Raw genomic sequence first — 24604 nt, forward strand, 5'->3', positions numbered from 1 at the left:
AACTCCATTCAAACAAGCCTACCGACAATGTGGTATTCTGCGCGCTATCCCTTAAGGAATTGTGGGAATACAAAATTCCAACCCTTTGCGGTTGTTTTGTCACCGTAAAGTAAAACTCTAAATACCCGAATAATGCGCGTTGCAGGCAAGCAGCAAGACGCTCCTGCGGCTCGACCTATAAAGGTAGCAATGTCGAAACAAGGAGTGACCATGCAGGTCAGCAGAAGGCAGTTCTTTAAGATCTGCGCTGGCGGTATGGCAGGCACCACGGCGGCGGCACTGGGCTTTGCGCCCGGCGTAGCGCTGGCGGAAACACGGCAGTACAAACTGCTGCGCACCCGCGAAACCCGTAACACCTGTACGTACTGCTCTGTCGGCTGTGGGCTGTTGATGTATAGCCTCGGTGACGGTGCAAAAAACGCCAAAGCATCTATTTTCCATATCGAAGGGGACCCGGATCATCCGGTCAACCGCGGTGCGCTCTGCCCGAAAGGGGCAGGTCTGGTGGACTTCATCCACTCAGAAAGCCGCCTGAAATTCCCGGAATATCGCGCGCCAGGCTCCGACAAATGGCAGCAAATTGGCTGGGACGAAGCGTTCGATCGCATCGCTAAGCTGATGAAAGAAGACCGCGATGCCAACTTCATGGCGCAGAACGCTGAAGGCACCACCGTCAACCGCTGGCTCTCCACCGGCATGCTGTGTGCGTCTGCCTCCAGTAACGAAACCGGCTATTTAACCCAGAAATTCACGCGCGCACTCGGCATGCTCGCGGTCGACAACCAAGCGCGTGTCTGACACGGACCAACGGTAGCAAGTCTTGCTCCAACATTTGGTCGCGGTGCGATGACCAACCACTGGGTCGACATCAAGAACGCCAACCTTATCGTGGTGATGGGCGGTAACGCCGCTGAAGCGCACCCTGTCGGGTTCCGCTGGGCGATGGAAGCCAAAATCCACAACGGTGCGAAACTGATTGTGATCGATCCCCGCTTTACGCGTACAGCGTCAGTGGCGGATTTCTACACCCCTATTCGTTCAGGTACTGACATCACTTTCCTGTCAGGCGTACTGCTGTACCTGATGACTAACGAAAAATATAACCGCGAGTACACCGAAGCCTATACCAACGCCAGCCTGATCGTGCGTGAGGATTACCACTTCGAAGATGGCCTGTTCAGCGGTTACGACGCCGAAAAACGCAAATACGACAAAACCAGCTGGAACTACGAGCTGGATGAGAAAGGCTTTGCGAAGCGCGACACCACTCTGCAACACCCGCGCTGCGTGTGGAACCTGCTGAAAGAGCACGTTTCCCGCTATACGCCGGACGTGGTGGAAAACATCTGCGGGACGCCGAAAGCGGACTTCCTGAAGGTGTGTGAGATGATCGCTGAAACCAGCGTTCACGATAAAACCGCCTCGTTCCTGTATGCACTCGGCTGGACACAGCACTCCATCGGCGCGCAGAACATCCGTACCATGGCGATGGTGCAGCTGCTGCTCGGCAACATGGGGATGGCTGGCGGCGGCGTCAACGCCCTGCGCGGTCACTCCAACATTCAGGGTCTGACCGACCTTGGCCTGCTGTCGCAAAGCCTGACGGGTTATATGAACCTGCCAAGCGAAAAGCAGACCGATCTGCAAACCTACCTGACGGCCAGCACGCCAAAACCGCTGCTCGAAGGCCAGGTGAACTACTGGGGCAACTATCCGAAGTTCTTCGTCTCGATGATGAAGGCCTTCTATGGCGATAAAGCGACGGCGGAAAACAGCTGGGGCTTTGACTGGCTGCCGAAGTGGGACAAGGGCTACGACGTTCTGCAGTACTTCGAGATGATGAACCAGGGCCAGGTCAACGGCTATCTGTGCCAGGGCTTTAACCCGGTAGCGTCGTTCCCGAACAAGAACAAGGTTGTGGCGTCTCTGTCGAAGCTGAAGTTCCTGGTGACGATTGACCCGCTCAATACCGAGACCTCGACCTTCTGGCAGAACCACGGTGAGTCGAACGACGTCGATCCGTCGACGATTCAGACCGAAGTGTTCCGTCTGCCGTCCACCTGCTTCGCGGAAGAGAACGGCTCTATCGTCAACTCCGGCCGCTGGCTGCAGTGGCACTGGAAAGGCGCGGACGCCCCGGGCATCGCCATGAACGACGGTGAGATCCTGGCCGGTATCTTCTTACGCCTGCGTAAGATGTACGCGGCTGAAGGCGGCGCGAATCCGGAGCCGGTGCTGAACATGACCTGGAACTACTCGACGCCGGAGAACCCATCCCCGGAAGAAGTGGCGATGGAGAGCAACGGTAAGGCGCTGGCGGATGTTATCGACCCGGCTACCGGTGCGGTTCTGGCAAAGAAAGGCGATCAGCTCAGCACCTTCGCGCACCTGCGTGATGACGGTACCACCTCCAGCGGCTGCTGGATCTTTGCCGGTAGCTGGACGCCGAAAGGCAACCAGATGGCCAACCGCGATAACGCCGACCCTTCGGGCCTCGGCAATACGCTGGGCTGGGCATGGTCATGGCCGCTGAACCGCCGCATCCTCTATAACCGTGCCTCCGCAGACCCGCAGGGCAACCCGTGGGATCCGAAGCGTCAGCTGCTGAAATGGGACGGCGCGAAATGGGGCGGCGTGGATATTCCGGACTACAGCACCGCGCCTCCGGGCAGCGATGTCGGGCCGTTTATCATGCAGCCTGAAGGGATGGGACGTCTGTTCGCGATCGATAAGATGGCGGAAGGACCGTTCCCGGAACACTACGAGCCGTTTGAGACGCCGCTGGGTACCAACCCGCTGCACCCGAACGTGGTCTCTAACCCGGCAGCCCGTATCTTTAAGGGTGATTTCGAAGCGCTGGGCAAAAAAGACAAGTTCCCGTACGTGGGTACCACTTACCGTCTGACCGAGCACTTCCACTACTGGACCAAGCACGCGCTGCTTAACGCCATCGCGCAGCCGGAACAGTTTGTGGAGATCGGCGAGAAGCTGGCGAACAAGCTCGGCATCGCCCACGGCGATACCGTCAAGGTCTCCTCCAACCGCGGCTATATCAAGGCCAAAGCGGTGGTGACCAAGCGTATTCGCACGCTGAAGGTTCACGGTCAGGATGTGGATACCATCGGTATTCCGATTCACTGGGGTTATGAGGGCGTGGCGAAGAAAGGGTTTATTGCTAACACCCTGACGCCGTTCGTCGGTGATGCGAATACGCAGACGCCGGAGTTTAAGGCCTTCCTCGTGAACGTGGAAAAGGTGTAACGGAGACGACTTATGGCTTATCAATCGCAAGACATTATCCGTCGTTCCGCGACTAACAGTTTCACCCCCGCGCCACAGGCGCGGGACCACCAGCAGGAAGTGGCGAAGCTTATCGACGTGACCACCTGTATCGGCTGTAAAGCCTGTCAGGTGGCCTGTTCGGAGTGGAACGACATCCGTGATGAAGTGGGTCACAACGTCGGGGTGTACGACAACCCCGCCGATCTGACCGCCAAATCCTGGACGGTGATGCGCTTCTCGGAAGTGGAGCAAAACGACAAACTGGAGTGGCTGATCCGCAAAGATGGCTGTATGCACTGCGCGGATCCGGGCTGCCTGAAGGCCTGCCCGTCTGAAGGGGCGATCATTCAGTATGCCAACGGTATCGTCGACTTCCAGTCTGAACAGTGCATCGGCTGCGGCTACTGCATCGCGGGCTGTCCGTTCGACGTGCCGCGCCTGAACCCGGAAGACAACCGCGTCTACAAATGTACGCTGTGCGTTGACCGCGTGAATGTCGGCCAGGAGCCAGCCTGCGTGAAGACCTGTCCAACCGGTGCCATTCATTTTGGCTCCAAAGAGGACATGAAAACGCTGGCGGGCGAGCGCGTATCCGAGCTGAAAACCCGCGGTTACGACAACGCAGGCCTGTACGATCCGGCCGGAGTTGGCGGTACCCACGTGATGTACGTCCTGCACCACGCCGACAAGCCGAATCTGTATCACGGCCTGCCGGAGAACCCGGAGATCAGCGCCACGGTGAAATTCTGGAAAGGCATCTGGAAGCCGCTGGCCGCCGTCGGATTTGCCGCGACCTTCGCCGCGAGCATCTTCCACTATGTCGGTGTCGGTCCGAACCGCGCAGAAGAGGAAGACGACAACCTGCATGAAGAGAAAGACGAGGTGCGCAAATGAAAAGACGTGACACCATCGTGCGCTACACGGCGCCGGAACGTATCAACCACTGGGTCACCGCCTTCTGCTTCATGCTGGCGGCGATAAGCGGGCTGGGGTTCTTTTTCCCCTCCTTCAACTGGCTGATGCAGATCCTCGGTACGCCGCAGCTGGCGCGCATCCTGCACCCGTTCGTCGGGGTGGTGATGTTCGCCTCGTTCATCATCATGTTTTTCCGCTACTGGCACCACAACCTAATCAATCGGGATGATATCTTTTGGGCGAAGAATATTCGTAAGATCGTCGTCAACGAGGAAGTAGGTGATACCGGACGCTATAACTTCGGCCAGAAATGCGTATTCTGGGCGGCGATTATCTTCCTGGTCCTGTTGCTGGCAAGTGGCGTGATCATCTGGCGTCCGTACTTTGCGCCTGCTTTCTCAATCCCGGTGATCCGATTTGCGTTAATGCTGCATTCATTTGCCGCAGTGGCGTTAATTGTGGTTATCATGGTGCATATCTACGCCGCCCTCTGGGTGAAAGGCACCATTACCGCGATGGTGGAAGGCTGGGTTACTAAGACGTGGGCGAAGAAACATCACCCGCGCTGGTACCGTGAAGTCCGCCAGAAACAGGAAAAGTCATCTGAATGAGTATTCGCATAATCCCGCAAGATGAGCTGGGTTCGAGCGAGAAACGCACGGCGGAAGTGATTCCGCCGCTACTGTTCCCCAGACTGAAAAACCTCTATAACCGCCGCGCGGAACGCCTGCGTGAGCTGGCAGAGAACAACCCGCTCGGCGACTACCTGCGCTTTGCCGGGCTGATCGCCCATGCTCAGGAAGTGGTGCTGTACGACCATCCGCTGCAGATGGATCTGACCGCGCGCATCAAAGAGGCGAACGTTCAGGGCAAGCCGCCGCTGGATATCCACGTGCTGCCGCGCGATAAGCACTGGCACACGCTGCTGCATTCGCTGATTGCCGAGCTGAAGCCCGAGATGAGCGGCCCTGCGCTGGCGGTGATCGAGAATCTCGAAAAAGCCTCAGAGCAGGAGCTGGAGCAGATGGCGAGCGCGTTGTTTGCCTCTGATTTTGCCTCGGTCAGCAGCGATAAAGCGCCGTTTATCTGGGCCGCCCTGTCGCTCTACTGGGCGCAAATGGCCAGTCTGATCCCAGGTAAAGCCCGGGCAGAATACGGTGAAGCACGCCAGTTCTGCCCGGTGTGCGGTTCGATGCCGGTCTCCAGCATGGTGCAAATCGGTACTACTCAGGGGCTGCGCTACCTGCACTGCAACCTGTGCGAAACCGAGTGGCACGTGGTGCGCATCAAATGCAGCAACTGCGAGCAGACCCGCGATCTGCACTACTGGTCGCTGGAGAACGAGCAGTCCGCGGTGAAAGCCGAGAGCTGCGGCGACTGCGGCACCTACCTGAAGATTTTGTACCAGGAAAAAGACCCGAAAGTGGAGGCCGTCGCTGACGATCTCGCCACGCTGATCCTGGACGCCAAAATGGAGCAGGAGGGCTTTGCCCGCAGCTCTATTAACCCGTTCCTGTTCCCGGGTGAAGGGGAGTAATCTTCTTTTTAGCCCGGTAGGTTTTGCTGCCGGGCTAAATTACTGGGATAGCGCAGGAATAACATGCTGCGGATCGTTGGCAATAGCACGAAGTAGCGCCCTGGCCGGGCCTGTAGGTGAACGTCTGCCTTGCTCCCAGTTGCGTAGCGTATCAACACTGACCGAAATTAGTTGCGCGAATTTACTTTGCGACAGCCCTGACGCCTGACGAATTTCTTTAATTTTCATGGCATCGATTTGAAAGGTGCGCGATGGCTCGCGTTTGCCCTCGGCAATTTCGTTCATCTGAGTCACGCTTTGGGTTAACCGCTCAAATAGCGCCTTATCCATTTACCACCTCTCAATAATCATTTTCAGTACGGCTTTCTCGTTTGCTGACAGGTCATCTTGGATCCCTTTGCGATAGATGAGCAGCAATCGAATTTCATTTTCACGTGAGCGATGAAAATAAATGACTCGTACACCACCACGCTTTCCCTTACCTCCGGCAAGCCAGCGAATCTTACGTAAGCCTCCCGTGTTCTGAATCAGATCGCCATATTCTGGCTGCATTGCCAGAAAGACCTGCAGTTTATGGTATTCGTCGTCATCCAGTAATTTTTTGACGTCTTCGGTGAAGATATCCGTATCAATGAATAGCATAAAACATACGCCATTGGCTTAGAGTATCAAAAGTTAAATGTACGTCAATGACGTACCCCTCTCCTGTTACGTTATTGAGATAAAGTGGACAAATCCACTCGTTCCGCTCAGTACATTTTGTTTCTGCGAGCCGCTTTCCAGATTCTTATCCCCACCCAAATCCGCTGTTTTCATCCACCGAAAACCAGGCTATAACGCTGTATATCCATACAGATTTAAGGATTAAACGATGGCACTGGAAAAGGGCATTGATAAGCTGGTTCAGGACTTTATCGCCGCAGGGCGACCCTCTCCGCTCGGTCAGAATATTGATGAACGGAGGGCTGGCTATGTTGCCAGTACGGTGCTTGCCGGGGAGAAGGAAACACGCGTCCAGGCAGCAACGCAGACGCAGGACGGAATAACGTTTCGGACCTACTCACCGCTCAACGCACCTGAAACGCTGCCCACCGTTATCTACTATCATGGCGGGTGTTTTGTCAGCGGTGGTTTTGATACCCATGATAACCAGCTGCGCCAGCTGGCGTATTATGGCAACTGTCGGGTGATTGCGGTGCAGTACAGGCTGGCTCCCGAACATACCTTCCCTGCCGCGCATGACGATGCTGAACGAGGCGCGAATCTGGTCTGGAAGTATGCGGACAGGTTTGGTGTGGATAAAAACCATATCACCCTTTGTGGAGACAGCGCGGGTGGCCATCTGGCCCTGGTCACGGCGCTACGGCTTAAGGCCGCAGGTCTGTGGCAACCCGCTCAGCTGATCCTTATCTATCCGATGCTCGACGCAACGGCGTATTTTGAAAGCTACACCCGCAATGGACGGGATTATGTTATTACCCGCGACACGCTCCTCAGCGGATACGACATGTACTTTCCCCATACCGAACGCCAGCACTCTGAAGCCAGCCCACTGTGGCGGGATGACTTTCATGGCCTGCCCCGAACCCATATCATCACCGCCGAATACGACCCTTTATGTGACGAAGGTGAAGCCTTACATCACCACATGACCGAACAAGGTGTGAACTGCACCTGCCAGCGCTGGTCCGGCGTGATTCATGGTTTCTTTCAGCTTGGGGGTGTAAGCCAGGCAGCGCGGGACGTTATTCGTGATATTGCATGGCGAGCGGATGCTGTGGCAGTTATAGGGTGATTCCAATATAAACATTGAATCAATTAAGAAATCCCATACTTATTATAAAGTATTTAAGGTTTGCATCCTCAAAATTGCCTTAGCAAAATAAAGCGCCGAAAGCAGTGTGATAATTGAAAGGAAACCGTCACATTGGCTTCGTGCCATCAATATTATTTAATTTCTTTGATTAATGGATTATATCAATGAATAAAAGCTCTCTGGCAATTTTACTGGCGGCCTCTCTGACCAGCAGCCTGGCATTTGCAAATAATCACACCTTCTCGTTAGGCTTCGCGCACAGTGAGGTGACGGGTTTTGACAACCTGAACGGCGTTAACGTCCAGTATCGCTATGAATTTGATGCCCCACTCAGCCTTATTGGCTCTTTCTCGTGGATGAAAGCGCACGCTAAACAGGATTATTTAGCGGCCTACGACATCGTTCACAATGATATAGACGTAAATTATTATTCTTTGCTGGCAGGACCGGCATATCGCATCAATAAGTACGTCTCATTCTATGCCGTCGGCGGCACGGCATGGGTGAAGGCGACCGGAAATACTCGCTGGGTGAATTACGGAGATAATAAAGTGAGCCATGACGGTATTTCCGAGAAATCAGCCTCTTTCGCCTGGGGAGTTGGAATGGTGATGAACCCCGTTGATAATATCTCGATTAATATCGGCTATGAAGGCACGAAGGCCAGTCTGGGTAGTGACTATTCGATCAATGGTTTCAACGTAGGCATGGGCTATCGTTTTTAAGCGAATGGGCTGATGCTTAAAACGGAGAGTTACCCATTTCGCCAGGGGTAACTCCCGGATCCTGACGCTACTCTTCCTCGTTTCCGCCCTCTTCATAGGCGCCAAACGGCTTCGCGGGCAGCACGATATAGGTGCCTTCAAACACCGCGCCAGAGGTCTCGTCACCGAACAGCTCCACCAGCATCTGTACGCGGGCTTTACGACCACGGGCCAGACGGTCGAGATCGCCGCTCAATGAGCCTAAATCCGCTACCGCGCTCGGTTTACCGCTGATAGGACGGCTGTAGCGGATATGGGCGTCAGCCAGAATAATAGTGCCGCCCAGGTGGCGCTCGCGCAGCATCAGCCAGATAAGCCCCCAGCCGGTGAGCGTCGCCAGCGAGAACAGGCTGCCGGCAAACAGGGTGTGGTGCGGATTCTGATTGCCGATCTCCGGCATGGTGGTGATAAATTTCTGCCCGGTGTACTGCTGAATGCGCACCCCCATCTTTTCGCTCAGCGGGATGTGCTGATACCAGGCCTGCTGCAGCTGACCGCACCAGTCGGCGCGATGCAGAATATCATCCAGCGAGGCGATGGGTTTGATCATCAAAAAGTGACGAATCGGGGTAGTTTGCGGGGTGGTGATTTCGCCCTGGTTAATAAAACCCAGCTTGGCAAAGAACTCCACCGCATCTTCGCGCGCGCTACAGGTGACGCGCTTCACGCCCTCCTGACGGGCAACGGACTCCAGCGTCATCGCCATCAGCGTGCCGAGGCCTTTATCCTGTACGCTGGGATGCACCGCCATAAAGCGGATGGAGGCCTCATTATCGGCATTGATATACAGCCGCCCGACGGCGACCAGGTTGCCCTCTTCATCCATTACCATCTGGTGATGCGCCATGGCGTCCCAGGCGTCGCGCTCCGACCCTTTCGGCTGATGTAATGGCTTACGCAGCATCTCCCAGCGGAACTGGTAGTAAAGCGCTAACTCTTCTTCCGTTTGCGGTACTCGAAGGTGATACATAGCTGTACTCTCTCTTGTTACCCGCGGCCTTACCGTCAGATCACTCATACCTGGAGCCAGAACGTGACGGGGCCATCATTTACCAGCGAGACCTGCATATCTGCAGCGAAACGTCCGGTCTGTGTATGCATCTCTTGCTGACGGCAACGGTCAACAAAGTATTCATATAACGCTTCTGCGCGATCCGGCGCCGCCCCTTTTGAGAAGCCCGGGCGCATGCCGCGTTCGGTATCTGCTGCCAGCGTAAACTGCGACACCACCAGCACGCTGCCACCCGCCTGCTGGACGTTGAGATTCATTTTGCCTTCCGCATCGCTGAAGATACGGTAACCCAACACGCGCTCGCATAAGCGGTTGGCTTTTTGCTCGTCGTCATCCCTTTCGACACCTAACAAGACTAAAAGTCCCTGGCCAATTTCACCCGTCACCTCTCCCTCCACGGTGACGCTGGCACGGGTTACGCGCTGGATTAATGCAATCATGGTTGGTCTGTTTCTCGTCGTTTTTCGGCTTCTGCTGCTTTTTTTAGCTCGCGGTATACCCCGAGAGTGACAGTAATTTCTGCGCCAAGCAAGACGATACACCAGGTCCAGTACACCCAGAGGAACAAAATGGGGATCACCGCCAGCACGCCATAAATCAGCTGGTATGAGGGGAACATGGTGATGTAGAGCGCGAAACCTTTCTTGCCCAGTTCGAAAAGCAGAGCCGCCACCAGCGCCCCTACCATCGCATCCCGGTTGGGCACGCGCGTGGTAGGCACAATGCTGTAGAGCAACCAGAAAGCGAGCCAGGACAGGAGCAGCGGGAAGATGCGCAGCACGTCATCAATCACGCTGTTGAGATCGCTGGCCCAGCGTAACGAGAGCAGATAAGAGCTAATCGCCAGGCTGGCACCGGCCAGCAACGGCCCCAGAGTCAGGATCATCCAGTACACCGCAAAGGAGTACACTTTGGGGCGCGCCCGGGTGCTGCGCCAGATAGTGTTCAGCGCGCTATCAATGGCATACATCAGCAGCAGCGCGGTGACGATAAGCCCGCACGCCCCGACCGCGGTCATCTTGCTGGAGTTGGCGACAAACTGCTCGATGTAATTCTGAATCACATCTCCGGTGGCCGGCATGAAGTTAGCAAAGACAAAATGGCGCAGCTGCAGGCTGACATCCGAAAACATCGGAAAGGCGGCGAAAAGTGCAAAGATGACAGCCACCAGCGGCACCAGGGACAACAACGACACGTAGGCGAGGTTGCCTGCCAGCGTGGTCATGTTGTCCTCATCGATGCGGTGCCAGAGGAGTTTTAGCCACGCACGCAGCGGTCGGGTGTGGTGGCTGGCTTTTTGATGAACGGTTTTTAGCATAACTGCTTCGCAAAGTAGTCAGGTATCGTCTGTTTTCCGGTCACCAGAATTGACGTGATACCCAACTGGTTAGCTCCCTCTATATTATCGACGTTATCGTCAAAAAAGATGGCGTCGGCGGCAGAGAATCCTTCGGCCTGCAGGACGGCCTGGTAGATCCGCGCTTCCGGTTTACGCATCCCCATCTCCTGGGACAGGTAAATTTTATCTGCGGCCGCTTTCACTTCCGGATATTCATCCGGCCAGAAAGTGGTATGCAGCCGGTTGGTGTTGGACAGCACCACCACCCGATGCCCCTGCTCGCGCAGCTTGTGCATAATGGCAATCACCTCGGGACGAACACCGACAAAGATCGCCTGCCAGCCGTGGGAAAATTGTTCGTAACTGAGGGGAAGATCCATCTCATGACAGAGCTTTTCGGCAAATTGTTCATCCGAAATCTCGCCGCGCTCATGCTGATGGAAAGCGTCGCCCATAGTAAAACTCTGCTTAAGCGTCGCCAGCGGAACGCGGCTGAAATCACTCCATGTTCCCAGCACACGATTGAAGTCGATATCGACGATTACGTTGCCTAAATCAAAGATATAGAGCATGTGTTTCTCCTTTTCGCCGTGAAAATTAACTGTAGCGGGAAAGAAGATGTTTGGCTATGAGGCGCGTGGCACGGCAGAAAAGAAAAACCCCGCCAGAAGGCGGGGTTTCAGAGGACGAAGAGAAGAGAATTAATCTTCTTTCGGGCCGCGCATTGCGCGTTTACGATCGTTCTCAGTCAGGTGACGTTTACGGATACGGATAGAGGTTGGAGTCACTTCTACCAGTTCGTCGTCATCGATGAATTCCAGAGCCTGCTCCAGAGTCATCTTAACCGGTGGAACCAGAACCGTTGCTTCGTCAGTACCGGACGCACGCATGTTGGTCAGTTTCTTACCGGTCAGGCAGTTTACAGTCAGGTCGTTAGAACGGCTGTGAATACCGATGATCTGGCCTTCGTAAACTTCTGCACCGTGACCCAGGAACAGCTTACCGCGGTCCTGCAGGCTGAACAGGGCGAACGCAACTGCTTTACCCTGACCGTTGGAGATCAGAACGCCGTTGTTACGCTGGCCTACTTCGCCCGGACGAACGTCGTCGTAGTGGCTGAAGGTGGAGTACAGCAGACCGGTACCGGAAGTCATGGTCATGAACTCTGAACGGAAGCCGATCAGACCACGGCTTGGGATCACGTAGTCGAGACGTACGCGGCCTTTGCCATCTGGATTCATGTTTTTCAGGTCGCCTTTACGCTCACCCAGTGCCTGCATGACAGAACCCTGGTGCTGCTCTTCGACGTCCAGCGTTACGTTTTCGAACGGCTCTTGTTTACGGCCGTCGATTTCGCGGAAGATTACTTTCGGACGGGAAACCGCCATTTCGAAACCTTCACGACGCATGTTCTCGATCAGAACAGACAGGTGCAGCTCACCACGACCGGATACACGGAACGCATCCGCATCCGGGGTTTCTTCAACGCGCAGCGCAACGTTGTGCACCAGCTCTTTGTTCAGGCGGTCAAGGATCTGACGAGAGGTAACAAACTTACCTTCTTTACCACAGAACGGAGAGGTGTTGACGTTGAAGAACATGGTTACGGTCGGTTCATCAACAGACAGGGCTGGCAGCGCTTCAACCGCTTGCGTGTCGCAAATGGTATCAGAGATGTTCAGCTCGCCCAGACCGGTGATCGCGATGATGTCGCCCGCTTCAGCAATATCGCTCTCGATACGCTCAAGACCCAGGTGAGTCAGTACTTTACCGACTTTACCGTTACGGGTTTTGCCTTCGCTATCGATGATAGTGACCTGCTGGTTAGGCTTCACTTTACCGCGCTTGATACGACCAATGCCGATTACGCCAACATAGTTGTTGTAGTCGAGCTGAGAGATCTGCATCTGCAGAGTGCCTTCAACATCAACGTTCGGTGCAGGAACACGGTCAACAATCGCCTGGTACAGCGGGGTCATGTCTTCAGCCATGTCTTCGTGGTCCAGACCTGCAATACCGTTCAGCGCAGAAGCGTAAACGATAGGGAAGTCCAGCTGCTCGTCGGTTGCGTCGAGGTTAACGAACAGGTCGAAGACCTGATCAACAACCCAGTCAGGACGCGCGCCAGGGCGGTCAACTTTGTTGATAACCACGATTGGCTTCAGACCATGGGCAAATGCCTTCTTGGTAACGAAGCGCGTCTGCGGCATTGGGCCATCCATTGCGTCAACGACCAGCAGCACGGAATCGACCATGGACATTACACGTTCAACTTCACCACCGAAGTCGGCGTGCCCTGGGGTATCAACGATGTTGATACGGTAGTCATTCCATTTGATAGCGGTGTTTTTAGCGAGGATGGTAATCCCACGCTCTTTCTCCAAATCGTTGGAGTCCATCACGCGTTCTTGAGTTTCGGCACGCGCATCGAACGTACCGGATTGCTGCAGCAGCTTATCAACCAGGGTAGTTTTACCATGGTCAACGTGCGCGATGATGGCGATATTACGCAGATTTTCGATCACAACTTTGCCTCAGGCATTTAGAAATAGCGCGTTATTGTACACGGATTAATCGCACTACAAAACAGGATCACAAACATCCCCCGCAAACAAGTATCGCAGAGATGCTTTGTGATCGCTTTCACGGAGCGGTAAAAGGGCACTTTAACGTAAATTGCACCAATATGGTGCTCAATGTTCACATTGAAGCACTATACTGGTGCAACAAAACCATCATGGTGCAGCCCTTTTGCACTATGGTGCGCATGATAGCGCCTTTTTGGGGTGTTTTAAAAGTTGGCACAGATTTCGCTTTATAAAAAATACGGCAACCAAAGGCAACATCGCCTGCCTTACACAGAATTTGAAGACCTCGTTACCACGACGACAATGACCAATCTGGAGAGTTAAGTATGTCCGCTGAACACGTTTTGACGATGCTGAACGAACATGAAGTGAAGTTTGTTGATCTGCGCTTCACCGATACCAAAGGCAAAGAACAGCACGTCACTATTCCTGCTCATCAGGTGAATGCCGAATTCTTTGAAGAAGGCAAAATGTTTGACGGCTCCTCGATTGGTGGCTGGAAAGGTATCAACGAATCCGACATGGTTCTGATGCCAGACGCATCCACTGCGCTCATTGACCCGTTCTTCGAAGAGTCTACCCTGATCATCCGTTGCGATATCCTCGAGCCAGGCACCCTGCAGGGCTACGACCGCGACCCACGCTCTATCGCTAAACGCGCTGAAGAGTACCTGCGCTCCACCGGCATCGCAGACACCGTTCTGTTCGGGCCAGAGCCAGAATTCTTCCTGTTCGACGACATCCGTTTTGGTGCGACCACTTCCGGTTCCCACGTTGCTATCGATGATATCGAAGGCGCATGGAACTCCTCCACCAAATACGAAGGCGGTAACAAAGGTCACCGTCCTGCTGTTAAAGGCGGTTACTTCCCGGTTCCACCGGTTGACTCTTCACAGGACATCCGTTCTACCATGTGTCTGATCATGGAAGAGATGGGCCTGGTTGTTGAAGCGCACCACCATGAAGTTGCGACTGCTGGCCAGAACGAAATCGCCACCCGTTTCAACACCATGACCAAGAAAGCGGACGAAATTCAGATCTACAAATACGTTGTTCACAACGTTGCGCACCGTTTCGGTAAAACCGCGACCTTTATGCCAAAACCAATGTTTGGTGACAACGGTTCCGGTATGCACTGCCACATGTCCCTGTCCAAGAACGGTACTAACCTGTTCTCTGGCGACAAATATGCCGGTCTGTCCGAGCAGGCGCTGCACTACATCGGTGGTGTTATCAAACACGCTAAAGCGATCAACGCCCTGGCGAACCCAACCACCAACTCCTACAAGCGTCTGGTCCCAGGCTATGAAGCACCAGTTATGCTGGCGTACTCTGCCCGTAACCGTTCTGCTTCTATCCGTATCCCGGTTGTTGCGTCTCCAAAAGCACGTCGTATCGAAGTGCGCTTCCCGGATCCAGCGGCTAACCCATACCTGTGCTTCGCAGCACTGCTGATGGCCGGTCTTGACGGTATCAAGAACAAGATCCACCCGGGCGAAGCCATGGACAAAAACCTGTATGACCTGCCGCCAGAAGAAGCGAAAGAGATCCCACAGGTTGCCGGTTCTCTGGAAGAAGCACTGAACGCGCTGGATGCAGACCGTGAGTTCCTGACTGCTGGCGGCGTGTTCACTGATGAAGCGATCGACGCTTACATCGCGCTGCGTATCGAAGAGAACGACCGCGTTCGCATGACACCACACCCGGTTGAGTTCGAACTGTACTACAGCGTTTAATTCAATCCCTGTCGCGCGGACTTTTCCGCGCGAGATTGATAGCCGTTTTTTTTGTTGCCGTGGAAACTTTTCAGCCCATCTTCGGATGGGCTTTTTTCTCCACCAACACGCTGATCTCACGCGCTTTTTACACCAGAAACGCTATACTGCACTAAAATAGTGCAAACAACTCCAGGAGACTGCTGAATGGCAACTGGCACGCTGCCCGATGCTGGGCAGATCCTCAATTCTCTTATCAACAGCATTTTACTGGTCGACGACGATCTGGCGGTGCATTACGCCAATCCTGCGGCCCAGCAGCTGCTTGCCCAGAGTTCACGCAAGCTGTTTGGCGCACCGCTACCGGAGCTGTTGAGTTATTTTTCTCTGAACATCGGCCTGATGCAGGAGAGCCTGCAGGCGGGACAAGGCTTTACCGATAATGAAGTCACGCTGGTGATCGACGGGCGCTCGCATATTCTCTCCCTGACCGCCCAGCGGCTGCCGGAAGGTCTGATCCTGCTGGAGATGGCACCGATGGATAATCAGCGTCGCCTGAGCCAGGAGCAGCTTCAGCATGCCCAGCAGATTGCTGCCCGTGACCTGGTGCGTGGCCTGGCCCATGAGATTAAAAACCCGCTCGGCGGCCTGCGCGGCGCGGCGCAGCTGTTAACCAAAGCCCTGCCCGACCCTGCGCTGGCGGAATATACCAACGTCATCATTGAACAGGCCGATCGCCTGCGTAATCTGGTCGATCGCCTGTTAGGCCCGCAGCAGCCCGGGATGCATGTCACCGAGAGCATTCACAAAGTGGCCGAGCGTGTCGTCAAACTGGTGTCGATGGAGCTGCCGGACAACGTCAGGCTGATTCGGGATTACGATCCAAGTCTGCCGGAACTGCCGCACGATCCCGACCAGATTGAACAGGTATTACTGAACATCGTGCGCAATGCCCTGCAGGCATTAGGGGCGGATGGCGGAGAAATTATCCTGCGTACCCGCACCGCGTTTCAGCTCACTCTGCACGGAACGCGCTACCGTCTGGCGGCCCGCATCGACGTGGAAGATAACGGCCCGGGCATCCCTTCCCATTTACAGGACACGCTGTTTTACCCGATGGTCAGCGGCCGTGAAGGCGGGACCGGGCTTGGCTTATCGATTGCCCGTAATTTGATAGATCAGCACTCCGGCAAAATTGAATTTACCAGTTGGCCGGGTCATACCGAGTTTTCGGTTTACCTGCCAATCAGGAAATAGAGGGTTAGGTTATGCAACGAGGGATAGTCTGGGTAGTTGATGACGATAGCTCCATCCGCTGGGTGCTTGAACGGGCGCTTACCGGAGCAGGATTAAGCTGCACCGCTTTTGAAAGTGGGGCCGAGGTGCTGGATGCACTCACCACCAAAACCCCGGACGTGCTGCTGTCCGATATCCGCATGCCGGGGATGGACGGGCTCGCGCTGTTAAAACAGATTAAGCAGCGCCACCCGATGCTGCCGGTCATCATAATGACCGCGCACTCCGATCTGGATGCGGCGGTGAGTGCGTACCAGCAGGGTGCGTTCGATTATCTGCCAAAACCGTTCGATATTGACGAGGCGGTGGCGCTGGTTGAACGCGCCATCAGCCACTATCAGGAACAGCAGCAGCCGCGTAACGCTCCGGTTTTCGGCCCTACCACCGATATCATTGGCGAAGCGCCGGCGATGCAGGATGTGTTTCGCATCATTGGTCGCCTGTCACGCTCCTCCATCAGCGTGCTGATTAACGGCGAGTCAGGTACCGGGAAAGAGCTGGTCGCGCATGCCCTGCATCGCCACAGCCCACGGGCCAAAGCCCCGTTTATCGCCCTGAATATGGCGGCAATCCCCAAGGATTTGATTGAGTCCGAGCTGTTTGGCCACGAAAAAGGGGCTTTTACCGGCGCCAACACCATTCGTCAGGGCCGCTTTGAGCAGGCCGACGGCGGGACGCTGTTTCTGGATGAGATCGGGGATATGCCGCTCGACGTCCAGACGCGACTGCTGCGCGTGCTGGCGGACGGTCAATTCTACCGCGTGGGCGGCTATGCGCCGGTCAAAGTTGATGTGCGGATTATTGCCGCCACCCACCAGAACCTCGAGCTGCGCGTTCAGGAGGGGAAATTCCGTGAGGACTTATTCCACCGCCTGAACGTCATTCGTGTTCACCTGCCGCCGCTGCGCGAGCGCCGGGAAGATATCCCGCGTCTGGCACGTCATTTCCTGCAGGATGCCGCCCGTGAGCTGGGGGTGGAAGCCAAACTGCTGCACCCGGAAACCGAAGCCGCCCTGACGCGTCTGGCCTGGCCCGGCAACGTGCGTCAGCTGGAAAATACCTGCCGCTGGTTAACGGTGATGGCTGCCGGACAGGAGGTGCTGATTCAGGACCTTCCGCCTGAGCTTTTCGAAACTCATGCTCCAGAAAGCAGCACCGGCCAGACCCTGCCCGACAGCTGGGCCACGCTGCTGGCGCAATGGGCCGATCGCGCGCTGCGTTCCGGTCATCAAAACCTGCTCTCCGAGGCACAGCCCGAGATGGAACGCACGCTGCTCACTACCGCGCTGCGCCATACCCAGGGCCATAAGCAGGAGGCAGCACGCCTGCTCGGCTGGGGTCGCAATACCCTGACGCGTAAGTTAAAAGAGCTGGGAATGGAGTGATATTTTCGGCTGTGTAAAGGGAGTTAATCTAACGCAAACTGGCGTTATTTTGCGCTTTACTGTTCCGATGAGTTAAGTATCATCTTGCCCGGGAAAACGGGGGGGATAATCATGCTGGAATCAATCATCACTATGTTGTCTGGCGGCGTCGAAGCCAGCGCAGCAGCGGGACATACGCCACAAGCGGCCATTGCAGCCGTGCTGTGTGCGGCGCTGGTTGGGTTGTTTAGTTAGAGGGTTCGCCGGGTGGCGGCTACGCCTTACCCGGCCTACTTACTTCGGTACGCCTTAAATCACGCGCGAGAACTGTTGTAAGCGCGCCTTTTGACGCAGGTAGGCGTCAAAGCACATGCAGATATTACGAATCAGCAGACGCCCTTTCGGCGTCACCTCAATCGCCCTCTCCGTGACATCCACCAGCCCGTCTTTCGCCAGCGGTGCCAGCAGCTTCAGGTCTTCAGCAAAGTAGTCACTAAACTGCAGATCCCACTGCGCTTCAACGTCGCTGTAATCGAGGCGGAAGTTGCAAATCAGCGCTTTTATCACGTCCCGGCGGATACAGTCATCGCGGGTTAACGCGATGCCGCGCCACAGGGCGTTGCCGGTATCATCCACCTGCTGATAATAGTGCTTCAGCTCTTTCTGGTTCTGCGCATAGCAGTCGCCAATCATGCTGATGGCCGAAACGCCCATCCCCAGCAGATCCGTATCGCCCTGAGTGGTGTAACCCTGGAAATTACGATGCAGAACGCCTTCGCGCTGCGCAATGGCCAACTCGTCATCCGGGCGGGCAAAGTGATCCATACCGATGAACTGATAGCCGGTCTCGGTCAGAGAGGTGATGGTTTCCTGCAGGATATCCAGCTTTTGCTCGGCTGAAGGCAGATCGGCATCCTTGATTTTGCGTTGGGCAGCAAACAGCGTCGGCAGGTGCGCATAGTTGAAGACGCTCAGGCGATCCGGATTAAGCTCCGCCACGCGCTTCAGCGTGAAGGCAAAGCTTTCTGGCGTCTGCTTCGGCAGGCCATAAATCAGGTCGATATTAGTGGAGGTGAAGCCAATCTCCCGCGCGTGATTCAACAGCGCGAAGATGAACTCTTCATCCTGCTCGCGGTTGACCAGGCGCTGGACCTCTTTATTGAAGTCCTGCACACCCATACTCAGGCGGTTGAACCCTTCCGTGCGTAAGTGATCCAGTACATCCAGCTCAATTTCGCGGGGATCGACCTCGATCGAGATTTCGGCATCATCGTTGAAAGTAAAGTTGCCACGCAGCAGCGTCATCAAACGACTTATTTGCGCTTTATTCAGGTAGGTCGGCGTGCCGCCGCCCCAGTGGAGCTGGCTGACATGGCGACCGGCAAACTGCGGCGCGCGATGCAGGATCTCCTGCTCAAGCGCATCCAGATACTGGTCGGCTTTGTGCTGCTGGCGGGTCACAATTTTATTGCAGCCGCAGAAGTAGCAGAGCTTATGGCAGAACGGGATATGAACATACAGAGAGAGCGGACGGTCAGGGTAACGCGCAACCGCCTGCTGAAATTGGCTATCACCGAAAGCGTCGGAAAATTCCAGCGCGGTTGGATAAGAGGTATAACGTGGCCCGGAATAGTTATATTTTTGGATCAGGGCCAGATCCCAGTCGATGGTTGGTACAGACATGTTCACTCCTTCCGTTGGTGTCGCGTTCGTATACGGCGGCCCGTTCTGGACCCTGAGCGGGCCATGAATCGGGTGCGCAGCCACTTCTGTCGCCGCGACAACCGCCGTAGTTTAACGAATAACCACACCAGATAACATATAACCGGAAGGGTTATAAGCAGGACGATAAAGCCCGCCGGGTGCAAATGTTAGTTTCCACCTTTCAGCAGGCGCATCATGTCTTCCTGCTTCTCTTCTTCTTCCTCTTCTTCTTCTTCATCGTCGTAAGAGAGGCCAAGCTTCTGCATCAGTTCATCGATGCGGTCCAGTTTGGCATCCACCCATGACTGCTCTTCAGCATTCAGGGTTTCACCCTCTTCAAGACGTTCCAGCAGCGCGTCCAGGCGCTCATCATTCTCCAGCAAATCCAGCTCAGCCTGCGGTGAAAGCATAGGTTTCTCGCTCTTGGGTTTGTGCTGCCTGGTGACCGGGGCATCGGTCACGCCTAATGGAACAGGTGTTTTACTGCCGATACGCGGGTCTTTCTGCTGCTTGTTTTTCGCAGAAGCGCCGGATGAGTCACCGCCACTCGCGCGGCTGCCGGCAGCATGACCACGATGCTTTTTATCGCGTTTGCGATCGCGCGCTTCCTGATTCAGTTCTTCGCGCGTTTTGCGGCGTGCTTTTGCTGGACGTTTAGCGCCTGCAGCGGGGGTCGGTTTTTTCATGATGTTTTGTCTTTACGTCGTTTTCTTGAGTATAGAATTGCGGCGAAATCTAGCAGAAAGCAAGCAAAGAAAAAAGGCGACAGAGCAATCTGTCGCCTTTTTTCCTGACTCACGACCCGTTATGGGTCTGACAATCCCTGTTTGCTGACAACTAACCCTGTTTTTCCGTTAGCCGGTACCGTCCGTGATATGTCCTTTTCCCTTTTCAACGCCTCCAGGCGTGCGTCTTCCTGACTATCCTTTGTCTTCGCCTCCTGGCGCTCCTGACCCTTATCCTTAAGTCCGCTTCCTGTCGGCATCCTCGCCGTTGAACGCTACTTTACCCTGTCCGGCTAAACCTACAACCCACAAACAGCGTAGCAGCGCGACTTTCAGATTAAGACTAAGCGTTAATAGTTTGATTTTAATGGTTTTGATTTTTTAAAGCTCTGCGACTTTTCTTAAATCTCCCATAGCAGGAAGAGCAGATCTCTCACAAAGCACAGGGTTTTTACTTACAGCCGGGTCGCCGATGGGAAAAGCCTTTTCTCTCTGTTCAGGTATAATCCCCCCCAACGTTACGAATTTCTGGAGACAACCACGTGACCAACCTGAATTATCACCAGACGCATTTTGTGCTCAGTGCACCTGATATTCGCCATTTACCCGCCGATACGGGTCTTGAAGTGGCATTTGCTGGCCGGTCCAACGCGGGGAAATCCAGCGCTCTGAATACCCTGACCAATCAGAAAAGCCTGGCCCGTATCTCTAAAACGCCTGGCCGTACCCAGCTGATTAACCTGTTCGAAGTTGCGCCGGGCAAACGTCTGGTCGACCTGCCTGGCTACGGCTACGCCGAAGTACCGGAAGAGATGAAAATTAAGTGGCAGCGCGCCCTGGGTGAATACCTGGAAAAACGCCTGTGCCTGAAAGGCCTGGTCGTGCTGATGGATATTCGCCATCCGCTTAAAGATCTTGATCAGCAGATGATCCACTGGGCAGTCGAAAGCGGGATCGAGGTGCTGGTTCTGCTGACCAAAGCCGACAAACTCGCCAGCGGCGCGCGTAAAGCGCAGGTGAATATGGTGCGTGAAGCGGTACTGGCGTTCAACGGCGACATCCAGGTTGAAGCTTTCTCTTCACTGAAGAAACTCGGCGTGGATAAACTGCGTGAGAAGCTGGATCGCTGGTACAGCGAGCTGGAACCCGCAACAGAAGCGGAAGAGTGATAATCAGCGCGGCGATGTCCGCGCTTTTTTTTGCGCTGAACTTTTCTTTGCCACAATAAAAAACGCCCCAGTCATTACTGACTGGGGCGGCTAAAATATTCAGCCAAATCCGATTACGTGAAGTAAAAGGTCTGAAAGATAGAACATCTTACCTCTGTACCCTACGCGAATAACTCTACCCTTTTTTAGACTATAGACAAAGCACTTTTTGTAGTTTTTTTTCATTCTTTACATAGGTAATTCTAATGATCATCACAAAACGTTCATGGATATGTTGCTTACTTACAGAAACTGTTCATATCTCAGAAAGCGTTAGTGAGCCTGATCCCAGTTTTCTCCGCTACCCACTTCCACCAGCAACGGCACATCCAGCTTCACGCTGTTTTCCATCAGTTCATGGATCTTTTTCGAGACGGATTCGACATCGTCTTTATGCACTTCGAACACCAGTTCATCGTGAACCTGCATGATCATACGCACCCGCGGCTGCTCTGTCTCCAGCCAGGCATCAACGGCGATCATTGCACGTTTAATGATATCTGCCGCTGTCCCCTGCATCGGGGCGTTGATGGCTGCACGCTCAGCTCCGGCGCGGCGGGCTGCATTGCTGGATTGGATATCCGGCAGATAGAGGCGGCGACCTTCCAGCGTTTCGACATAGCCTTTTTCTTTCGCCTGGGCGCGGGTGGTCTCCATGTACTTCAGCACACCCGGATAGCGTTCAAAATAGAGATCCATGTACTTCTGCGACTCTTTACGCGGAATATTGAGCTGACGGGAGAGACCAAAGGCGCTCATACCGTAGATCAGACCAAAGTTGATCGCTTTTGCGCTGCGGCGCTGTTCCCCGGTCACACTCTCCAGTGACATGCCAAACACTTCGGCTGCCGTCGCCCGGTGAATATCCTGCCCTTCCGCAAAGGCGGTCAACAGGCCCTTATCCCGTGACAGGTGTGCCATAATACGCAGCTCAATCTGAGAGTAGTCAGCAGAGACGATGACGTAGTCCTGCGGCGCAATAAACGCCTGACGGATACGACGCCCCTCTTCATTACGCACCGGAATGTTTTGCAGGTTAGGATCGGTTGAGGACAGCCGCCCGGTAGCCGCCACAGCCTGATGATAAGAGGTATGCACGCGGCCCGTTTTCGGGTTGATCATCAACGGCAGCTTATCGGTATAGGTCGATTTCAGCTTTGCCAGCCCGCGGTATTGCAGGATCACTTTTGGCAGTGGATAGTCCAGCGCCAGCTCCTCCAGCACCTCTTCAGAGGTGGACGGCGCGCCGCCCGGAGTCTTCTTCAGCGGCTTAATGCCCTGCTTTTCAAACAGAATGGTCTGCAGCTGTTTGGTGGACGAGAGATTAAACGCCTCGCCGGCGATCTCATGCGCTTTTTGCTCGAGTTCGTTCAGGCGCAACGCGATCTCTTCCGAGTGCTTATGCAGCACAGCCGGGTCGATCTTCACGCCGTTGCGCTCAATCCGGGACAGAACCGGCACCAGCGGCATCTCGATATTCTGGAATACGTTCAGCGGCCCGGCGTGCTTTTGCAGCTTTGGCCACATCTTTAAATGCAGTTGCAGCGTGACGTCGGCATCTTCTGCCGCGTAATGTCCCGCCTCTTCCAGTGCGATCTGGTTAAACGTCAGCTGATTCTTACCCTTACCCGCGATCTCTTCAAAGGTGACGGTTTTGTGCTTCAGCCAGCGATCGGAGAGTGAATCCATATCATGACGACCGGCCACGCTGTCAAGGATATAGGACTCCAGCATGGTATCGAAGGCGATGCCCCGCAGCTCAATGCCGTAGTTCTGCAGGATGCCGCGATCGAACTTCAGGTTTTGCCCCACCTTGAGTGCTTTGTCGTCTTCAAGGATCGGCTTAAGGAGTTCGAGTACGCGCTCGCGAGCGATCTGCTCAGGCGCATCCAGATAGTCGTGGGCGACCGGCACATAGGCGGCAACGCCAGGCTCAGTGGCAAAGGAGAGACCCACCATATTGGCGGAGACGTTGTCGAGGCTGTCGGTTTCGGTATCAAAAGCGAACACCGGCGCCTGCTTTAATTTTTCAATCCAGACCTGCAGCTGTGCTTCATCGAGAATGGTTTCGTAATGTTCAGACGAGAGGACGCTGGCTTCTTCTTCCGGCTCCTCTTCTGCATCAATCACCAGCGTCTCTTTCGGCTTAGCGGCTGGTTTCGCCCCTTTCGCCTGCAGCCATTTCCCCGCTTCGAGATCGGTTATCCAGCGTTTGAATTCATATTGCTTAAACAGGCCCAACAGCTCTTCGGCGGCAGGCTGCTGCACTTCCAGCTGTTCGCAGGTCAGATCCAGTTCAACGTCGGTTTTAATCGTCGCCAGCTGATAGGAGAGGTACGCCACCTCTTTGTTTTGCTCAAGTTTGGCGGCCATGGTTTTGGCGCCGCGGAAGGATAACCCGGCAATTTTGTCCTGTTCGCTATACAGCGTATCCAGCCCACCCAGCCCCTGCAGCAGCGCCTGGGCCGTCTTCTCGCCCACGCCCGGCACGCCAGGGATGTTATCGGAAGAGTCGCCCATCAGGGCGAGGAAGTCGATGATCAGCTCTGGCGGCACGCCATACTTGGTCACCACCTCTTCCGGCCCGAGGATAGTATTGGTCATGGTGTTAATCAGGGTGATCCCCGGGGTCACCAGCTGCGCCATGTCTTTATCGCCGGTACTGATTAATACCGGACGGCCAAGCTTCTCGGCTTCTCGCGCCAGCGTACCGATCACATCGTCCGCTTCCACGCCAGAGACGGCCATTAAAGGCAGCCCCATCGCTTTCACCATCTTATGCAGAGGCTCAATCTGCGCGCGCAGATCGTCCGGCATCGGCGGGCGATGGGATTTGTAATGTTCAAACAGCTCATCCCTGAAAGTTTTGCCTTTCGCATCGAAGACCACAGCGGCATGGCTCGGCTGATACTGCAGGATCAAGCTACGCAGCATGTTCAGCACGCCATACATTGCGCCCGTAGGCTCTCCCGCGCTGTTAGTCAGCGGAGGAAACGCATGATACGCCCGATAGAGATAAGACGAACCGTCGACGAGAATAAGCGGATTTTCGGGGATCTGAACCATAATGTCCGTGCCTTTGAGTAATTTATGGATAAAGGATGCCACAGAAGGATGAAAACATCAGTTTTTCGCGGCCAATACAGCCAAAGATTTTGCGATCCTGACGATCGCTCGCAAAGTAAATCTGTGGATAAGTTTGTGAGTAGTTTCTGCGGCCTGGACTAAATGTGCTATCTGACGATCGCCCATAAAATAATTATCCTTATGAATCAATGGATTATTATTTGATCGCGATCTCATATTTCTGATTGATGACAATTTACTCCATGTGGATAT

21 protein-coding genes and 1 pseudogene are annotated in these 24604 nt (G+C 54.7%); 11 read left to right on the top strand and 11 right to left on the bottom strand.

Annotation, left to right across the window (positions count from 1 at the left end):
• Positions 1–210 precede the first annotated feature (210 nt).
• From fdnG to fdhE, 4 genes are read left to right on the top strand one after another with little or no spacing between them, the layout of a single operon-like run.
• Positions 211–3261 (top strand): formate dehydrogenase-N subunit alpha, encoded by a 3051-nt coding sequence (fdnG, locus tag AAHB66_RS23280; protein WP_347114737.1) that lies wholly within the window; start codon positions 211–213, stop codon positions 3259–3261.
• A gap of 12 nt (positions 3262–3273) precedes the next feature.
• Positions 3274–4176 carry a formate dehydrogenase subunit beta gene (gene fdxH / locus AAHB66_RS23285; RefSeq protein ID WP_347114738.1) on the top strand — a complete coding sequence of 301 codons (903 nt, stop codon included), beginning with the start codon at positions 3274–3276 and terminating at the stop codon, positions 4174–4176.
• Complete coding sequence (fdoI, locus tag AAHB66_RS23290) at positions 4173–4808, top strand: formate dehydrogenase cytochrome b556 subunit (protein ID WP_333854675.1); 636 nt, start codon at positions 4173–4175, stop codon at positions 4806–4808. Before fdxH ends, fdoI begins: the two co-directional genes overlap by 4 nt.
• Entirely contained in the window at positions 4805–5734 is a 930-nt protein-coding gene (gene fdhE, locus AAHB66_RS23295) for a formate dehydrogenase accessory protein FdhE (protein ID WP_307763682.1), read from the top strand. The genes fdoI and fdhE overlap by 4 nt, the downstream gene beginning before the upstream one ends.
• A gap of 39 nt (positions 5735–5773) precedes the next feature.
• Here the strand turns inward: fdhE and nadS are convergent, their stop codons facing one another.
• Positions 5774–6064, bottom strand: coding sequence for a NadS family protein (nadS, locus tag AAHB66_RS23300; protein ID WP_347114739.1), 291 nt, complete (start codon positions 6062–6064; stop codon positions 5774–5776).
• Positions 6065–6376 carry a type II toxin-antitoxin system RelE/ParE family toxin gene (locus tag AAHB66_RS23305; RefSeq protein ID WP_347114740.1) on the bottom strand — a complete coding sequence of 104 codons (312 nt, stop codon included), beginning with the start codon at positions 6374–6376 and terminating at the stop codon, positions 6065–6067.
• 229 nt (positions 6377–6605) lie between these two features.
• Here AAHB66_RS23305 and AAHB66_RS23310 point away from each other — a divergent pair, with 229 nt between their 5' ends.
• Both AAHB66_RS23310 and AAHB66_RS23315 read left to right on the top strand, forming a co-directional pair.
• Complete coding sequence (locus AAHB66_RS23310) at positions 6606–7529, top strand: alpha/beta hydrolase (RefSeq protein ID WP_347114741.1); 924 nt, start codon at positions 6606–6608, stop codon at positions 7527–7529.
• A 185-nt stretch (positions 7530–7714) separates the two neighbouring features.
• Positions 7715–8275, top strand: a complete 561-nt coding sequence (locus AAHB66_RS23315) for an Ail/Lom family outer membrane beta-barrel protein (RefSeq protein ID WP_347114742.1) — start codon at positions 7715–7717, stop codon at positions 8273–8275.
• A gap of 67 nt (positions 8276–8342) precedes the next feature.
• Here AAHB66_RS23315 and fabY read toward each other — a convergent pair whose 3' ends face one another.
• The 5 genes from fabY to typA all read right to left on the bottom strand — a co-directional run bounded on the left by fabY (position 8343) and on the right by typA (position 13190).
• Complete coding sequence (fabY, locus tag AAHB66_RS23320; RefSeq protein ID WP_185902396.1) at positions 8343–9284, bottom strand: fatty acid biosynthesis protein FabY; 942 nt, start codon at positions 9282–9284, stop codon at positions 8343–8345.
• A 44-nt stretch (positions 9285–9328) separates the two neighbouring features.
• Positions 9329–9766 (bottom strand): D-aminoacyl-tRNA deacylase, encoded by a 438-nt coding sequence (dtd, locus tag AAHB66_RS23325; RefSeq protein WP_333854670.1) that lies wholly within the window; start codon positions 9764–9766, stop codon positions 9329–9331.
• Positions 9763–10644, bottom strand: coding sequence for a virulence factor BrkB family protein (locus AAHB66_RS23330; protein ID WP_347114743.1), 882 nt, complete (start codon positions 10642–10644; stop codon positions 9763–9765). Before AAHB66_RS23330 ends, dtd begins: the two co-directional genes overlap by 4 nt.
• Positions 10638–11237 carry a glucose-1-phosphatase gene (gene yihX, locus AAHB66_RS23335; protein WP_347114744.1) on the bottom strand — a complete coding sequence of 200 codons (600 nt, stop codon included), beginning with the start codon at positions 11235–11237 and terminating at the stop codon, positions 10638–10640. The genes AAHB66_RS23330 and yihX overlap by 7 nt, the downstream gene beginning before the upstream one ends.
• 129 nt (positions 11238–11366) lie before the next feature.
• Entirely contained in the window at positions 11367–13190 is a 1824-nt protein-coding gene (gene typA, locus AAHB66_RS23340; RefSeq protein WP_333854663.1) for a ribosome-dependent GTPase TypA, read from the bottom strand.
• Between the two features lie 389 nt (positions 13191–13579).
• Between typA and glnA the strand changes: the two genes are divergently transcribed.
• The 4 genes from glnA to AAHB66_RS23360 all read left to right on the top strand — a co-directional run bounded on the left by glnA (position 13580) and on the right by AAHB66_RS23360 (position 17883).
• Positions 13580–14989: a glutamate--ammonia ligase gene (glnA, locus tag AAHB66_RS23345; protein WP_333854662.1), complete on the top strand. Its 1410-nt coding sequence runs from the start codon at positions 13580–13582 to the stop codon at positions 14987–14989.
• Positions 14990–15175: 186 nt separating this feature from the next.
• Positions 15176–16225, top strand: coding sequence for a nitrogen regulation protein NR(II) (gene glnL, locus AAHB66_RS23350; protein ID WP_142487613.1), 1050 nt, complete (start codon positions 15176–15178; stop codon positions 16223–16225).
• Positions 16226–16236: 11 nt separating this feature from the next.
• A complete protein-coding gene (gene glnG, locus AAHB66_RS23355; protein ID WP_347114745.1) occupies positions 16237–17649 on the top strand; it encodes a nitrogen regulation protein NR(I) in 1413 nt (470 codons plus the stop codon).
• Between the two features lie 111 nt (positions 17650–17760).
• Positions 17761–17883: a YshB family small membrane protein gene (locus tag AAHB66_RS23360; protein WP_307763671.1), complete on the top strand. Its 123-nt coding sequence runs from the start codon at positions 17761–17763 to the stop codon at positions 17881–17883.
• 54 nt (positions 17884–17937) lie between these two features.
• Here the strand turns inward: AAHB66_RS23360 and hemN are convergent, their stop codons facing one another.
• From hemN to AAHB66_RS23375, 3 genes and pseudogenes are all read right to left on the bottom strand, one after another.
• The gene (gene hemN, locus AAHB66_RS23365) at positions 17938–19311 is read right to left on the bottom strand and encodes an oxygen-independent coproporphyrinogen III oxidase (RefSeq protein WP_347114746.1); all 1374 of its coding nucleotides are present in this window, start codon (positions 19309–19311) and stop codon (positions 17938–17940) included.
• A 188-nt stretch (positions 19312–19499) separates the two neighbouring features.
• Positions 19500–20018: a Der GTPase-activating protein YihI gene (gene yihI, locus AAHB66_RS23370; protein ID WP_347114747.1), complete on the bottom strand. Its 519-nt coding sequence runs from the start codon at positions 20016–20018 to the stop codon at positions 19500–19502.
• 151 nt (positions 20019–20169) lie between these two features.
• Positions 20170–20317 (bottom strand): annotated as a pseudogene (locus AAHB66_RS23375) (hypothetical protein).
• Positions 20318–20599: 282 nt separating this feature from the next.
• On the opposite strand from AAHB66_RS23375, the gene yihA reads away from it, so the two are divergent.
• Entirely contained in the window at positions 20600–21226 is a 627-nt protein-coding gene (gene yihA, locus AAHB66_RS23380) for a ribosome biogenesis GTP-binding protein YihA/YsxC (RefSeq protein ID WP_333854658.1), read from the top strand.
• A 312-nt stretch (positions 21227–21538) separates the two neighbouring features.
• Here yihA and polA read toward each other — a convergent pair whose 3' ends face one another.
• Positions 21539–24331 (bottom strand): DNA polymerase I, encoded by a 2793-nt coding sequence (gene polA / locus AAHB66_RS23385; protein ID WP_347114748.1) that lies wholly within the window; start codon positions 24329–24331, stop codon positions 21539–21541.
• Between the last annotated feature and the right edge of the window lie 273 nt (positions 24332–24604).

This window comes from Leclercia sp. S52, from assembly GCF_039727615.1.
GTDB lineage: Bacteria > Pseudomonadota > Gammaproteobacteria > Enterobacterales > Enterobacteriaceae > Enterobacter > Enterobacter adecarboxylatus_B.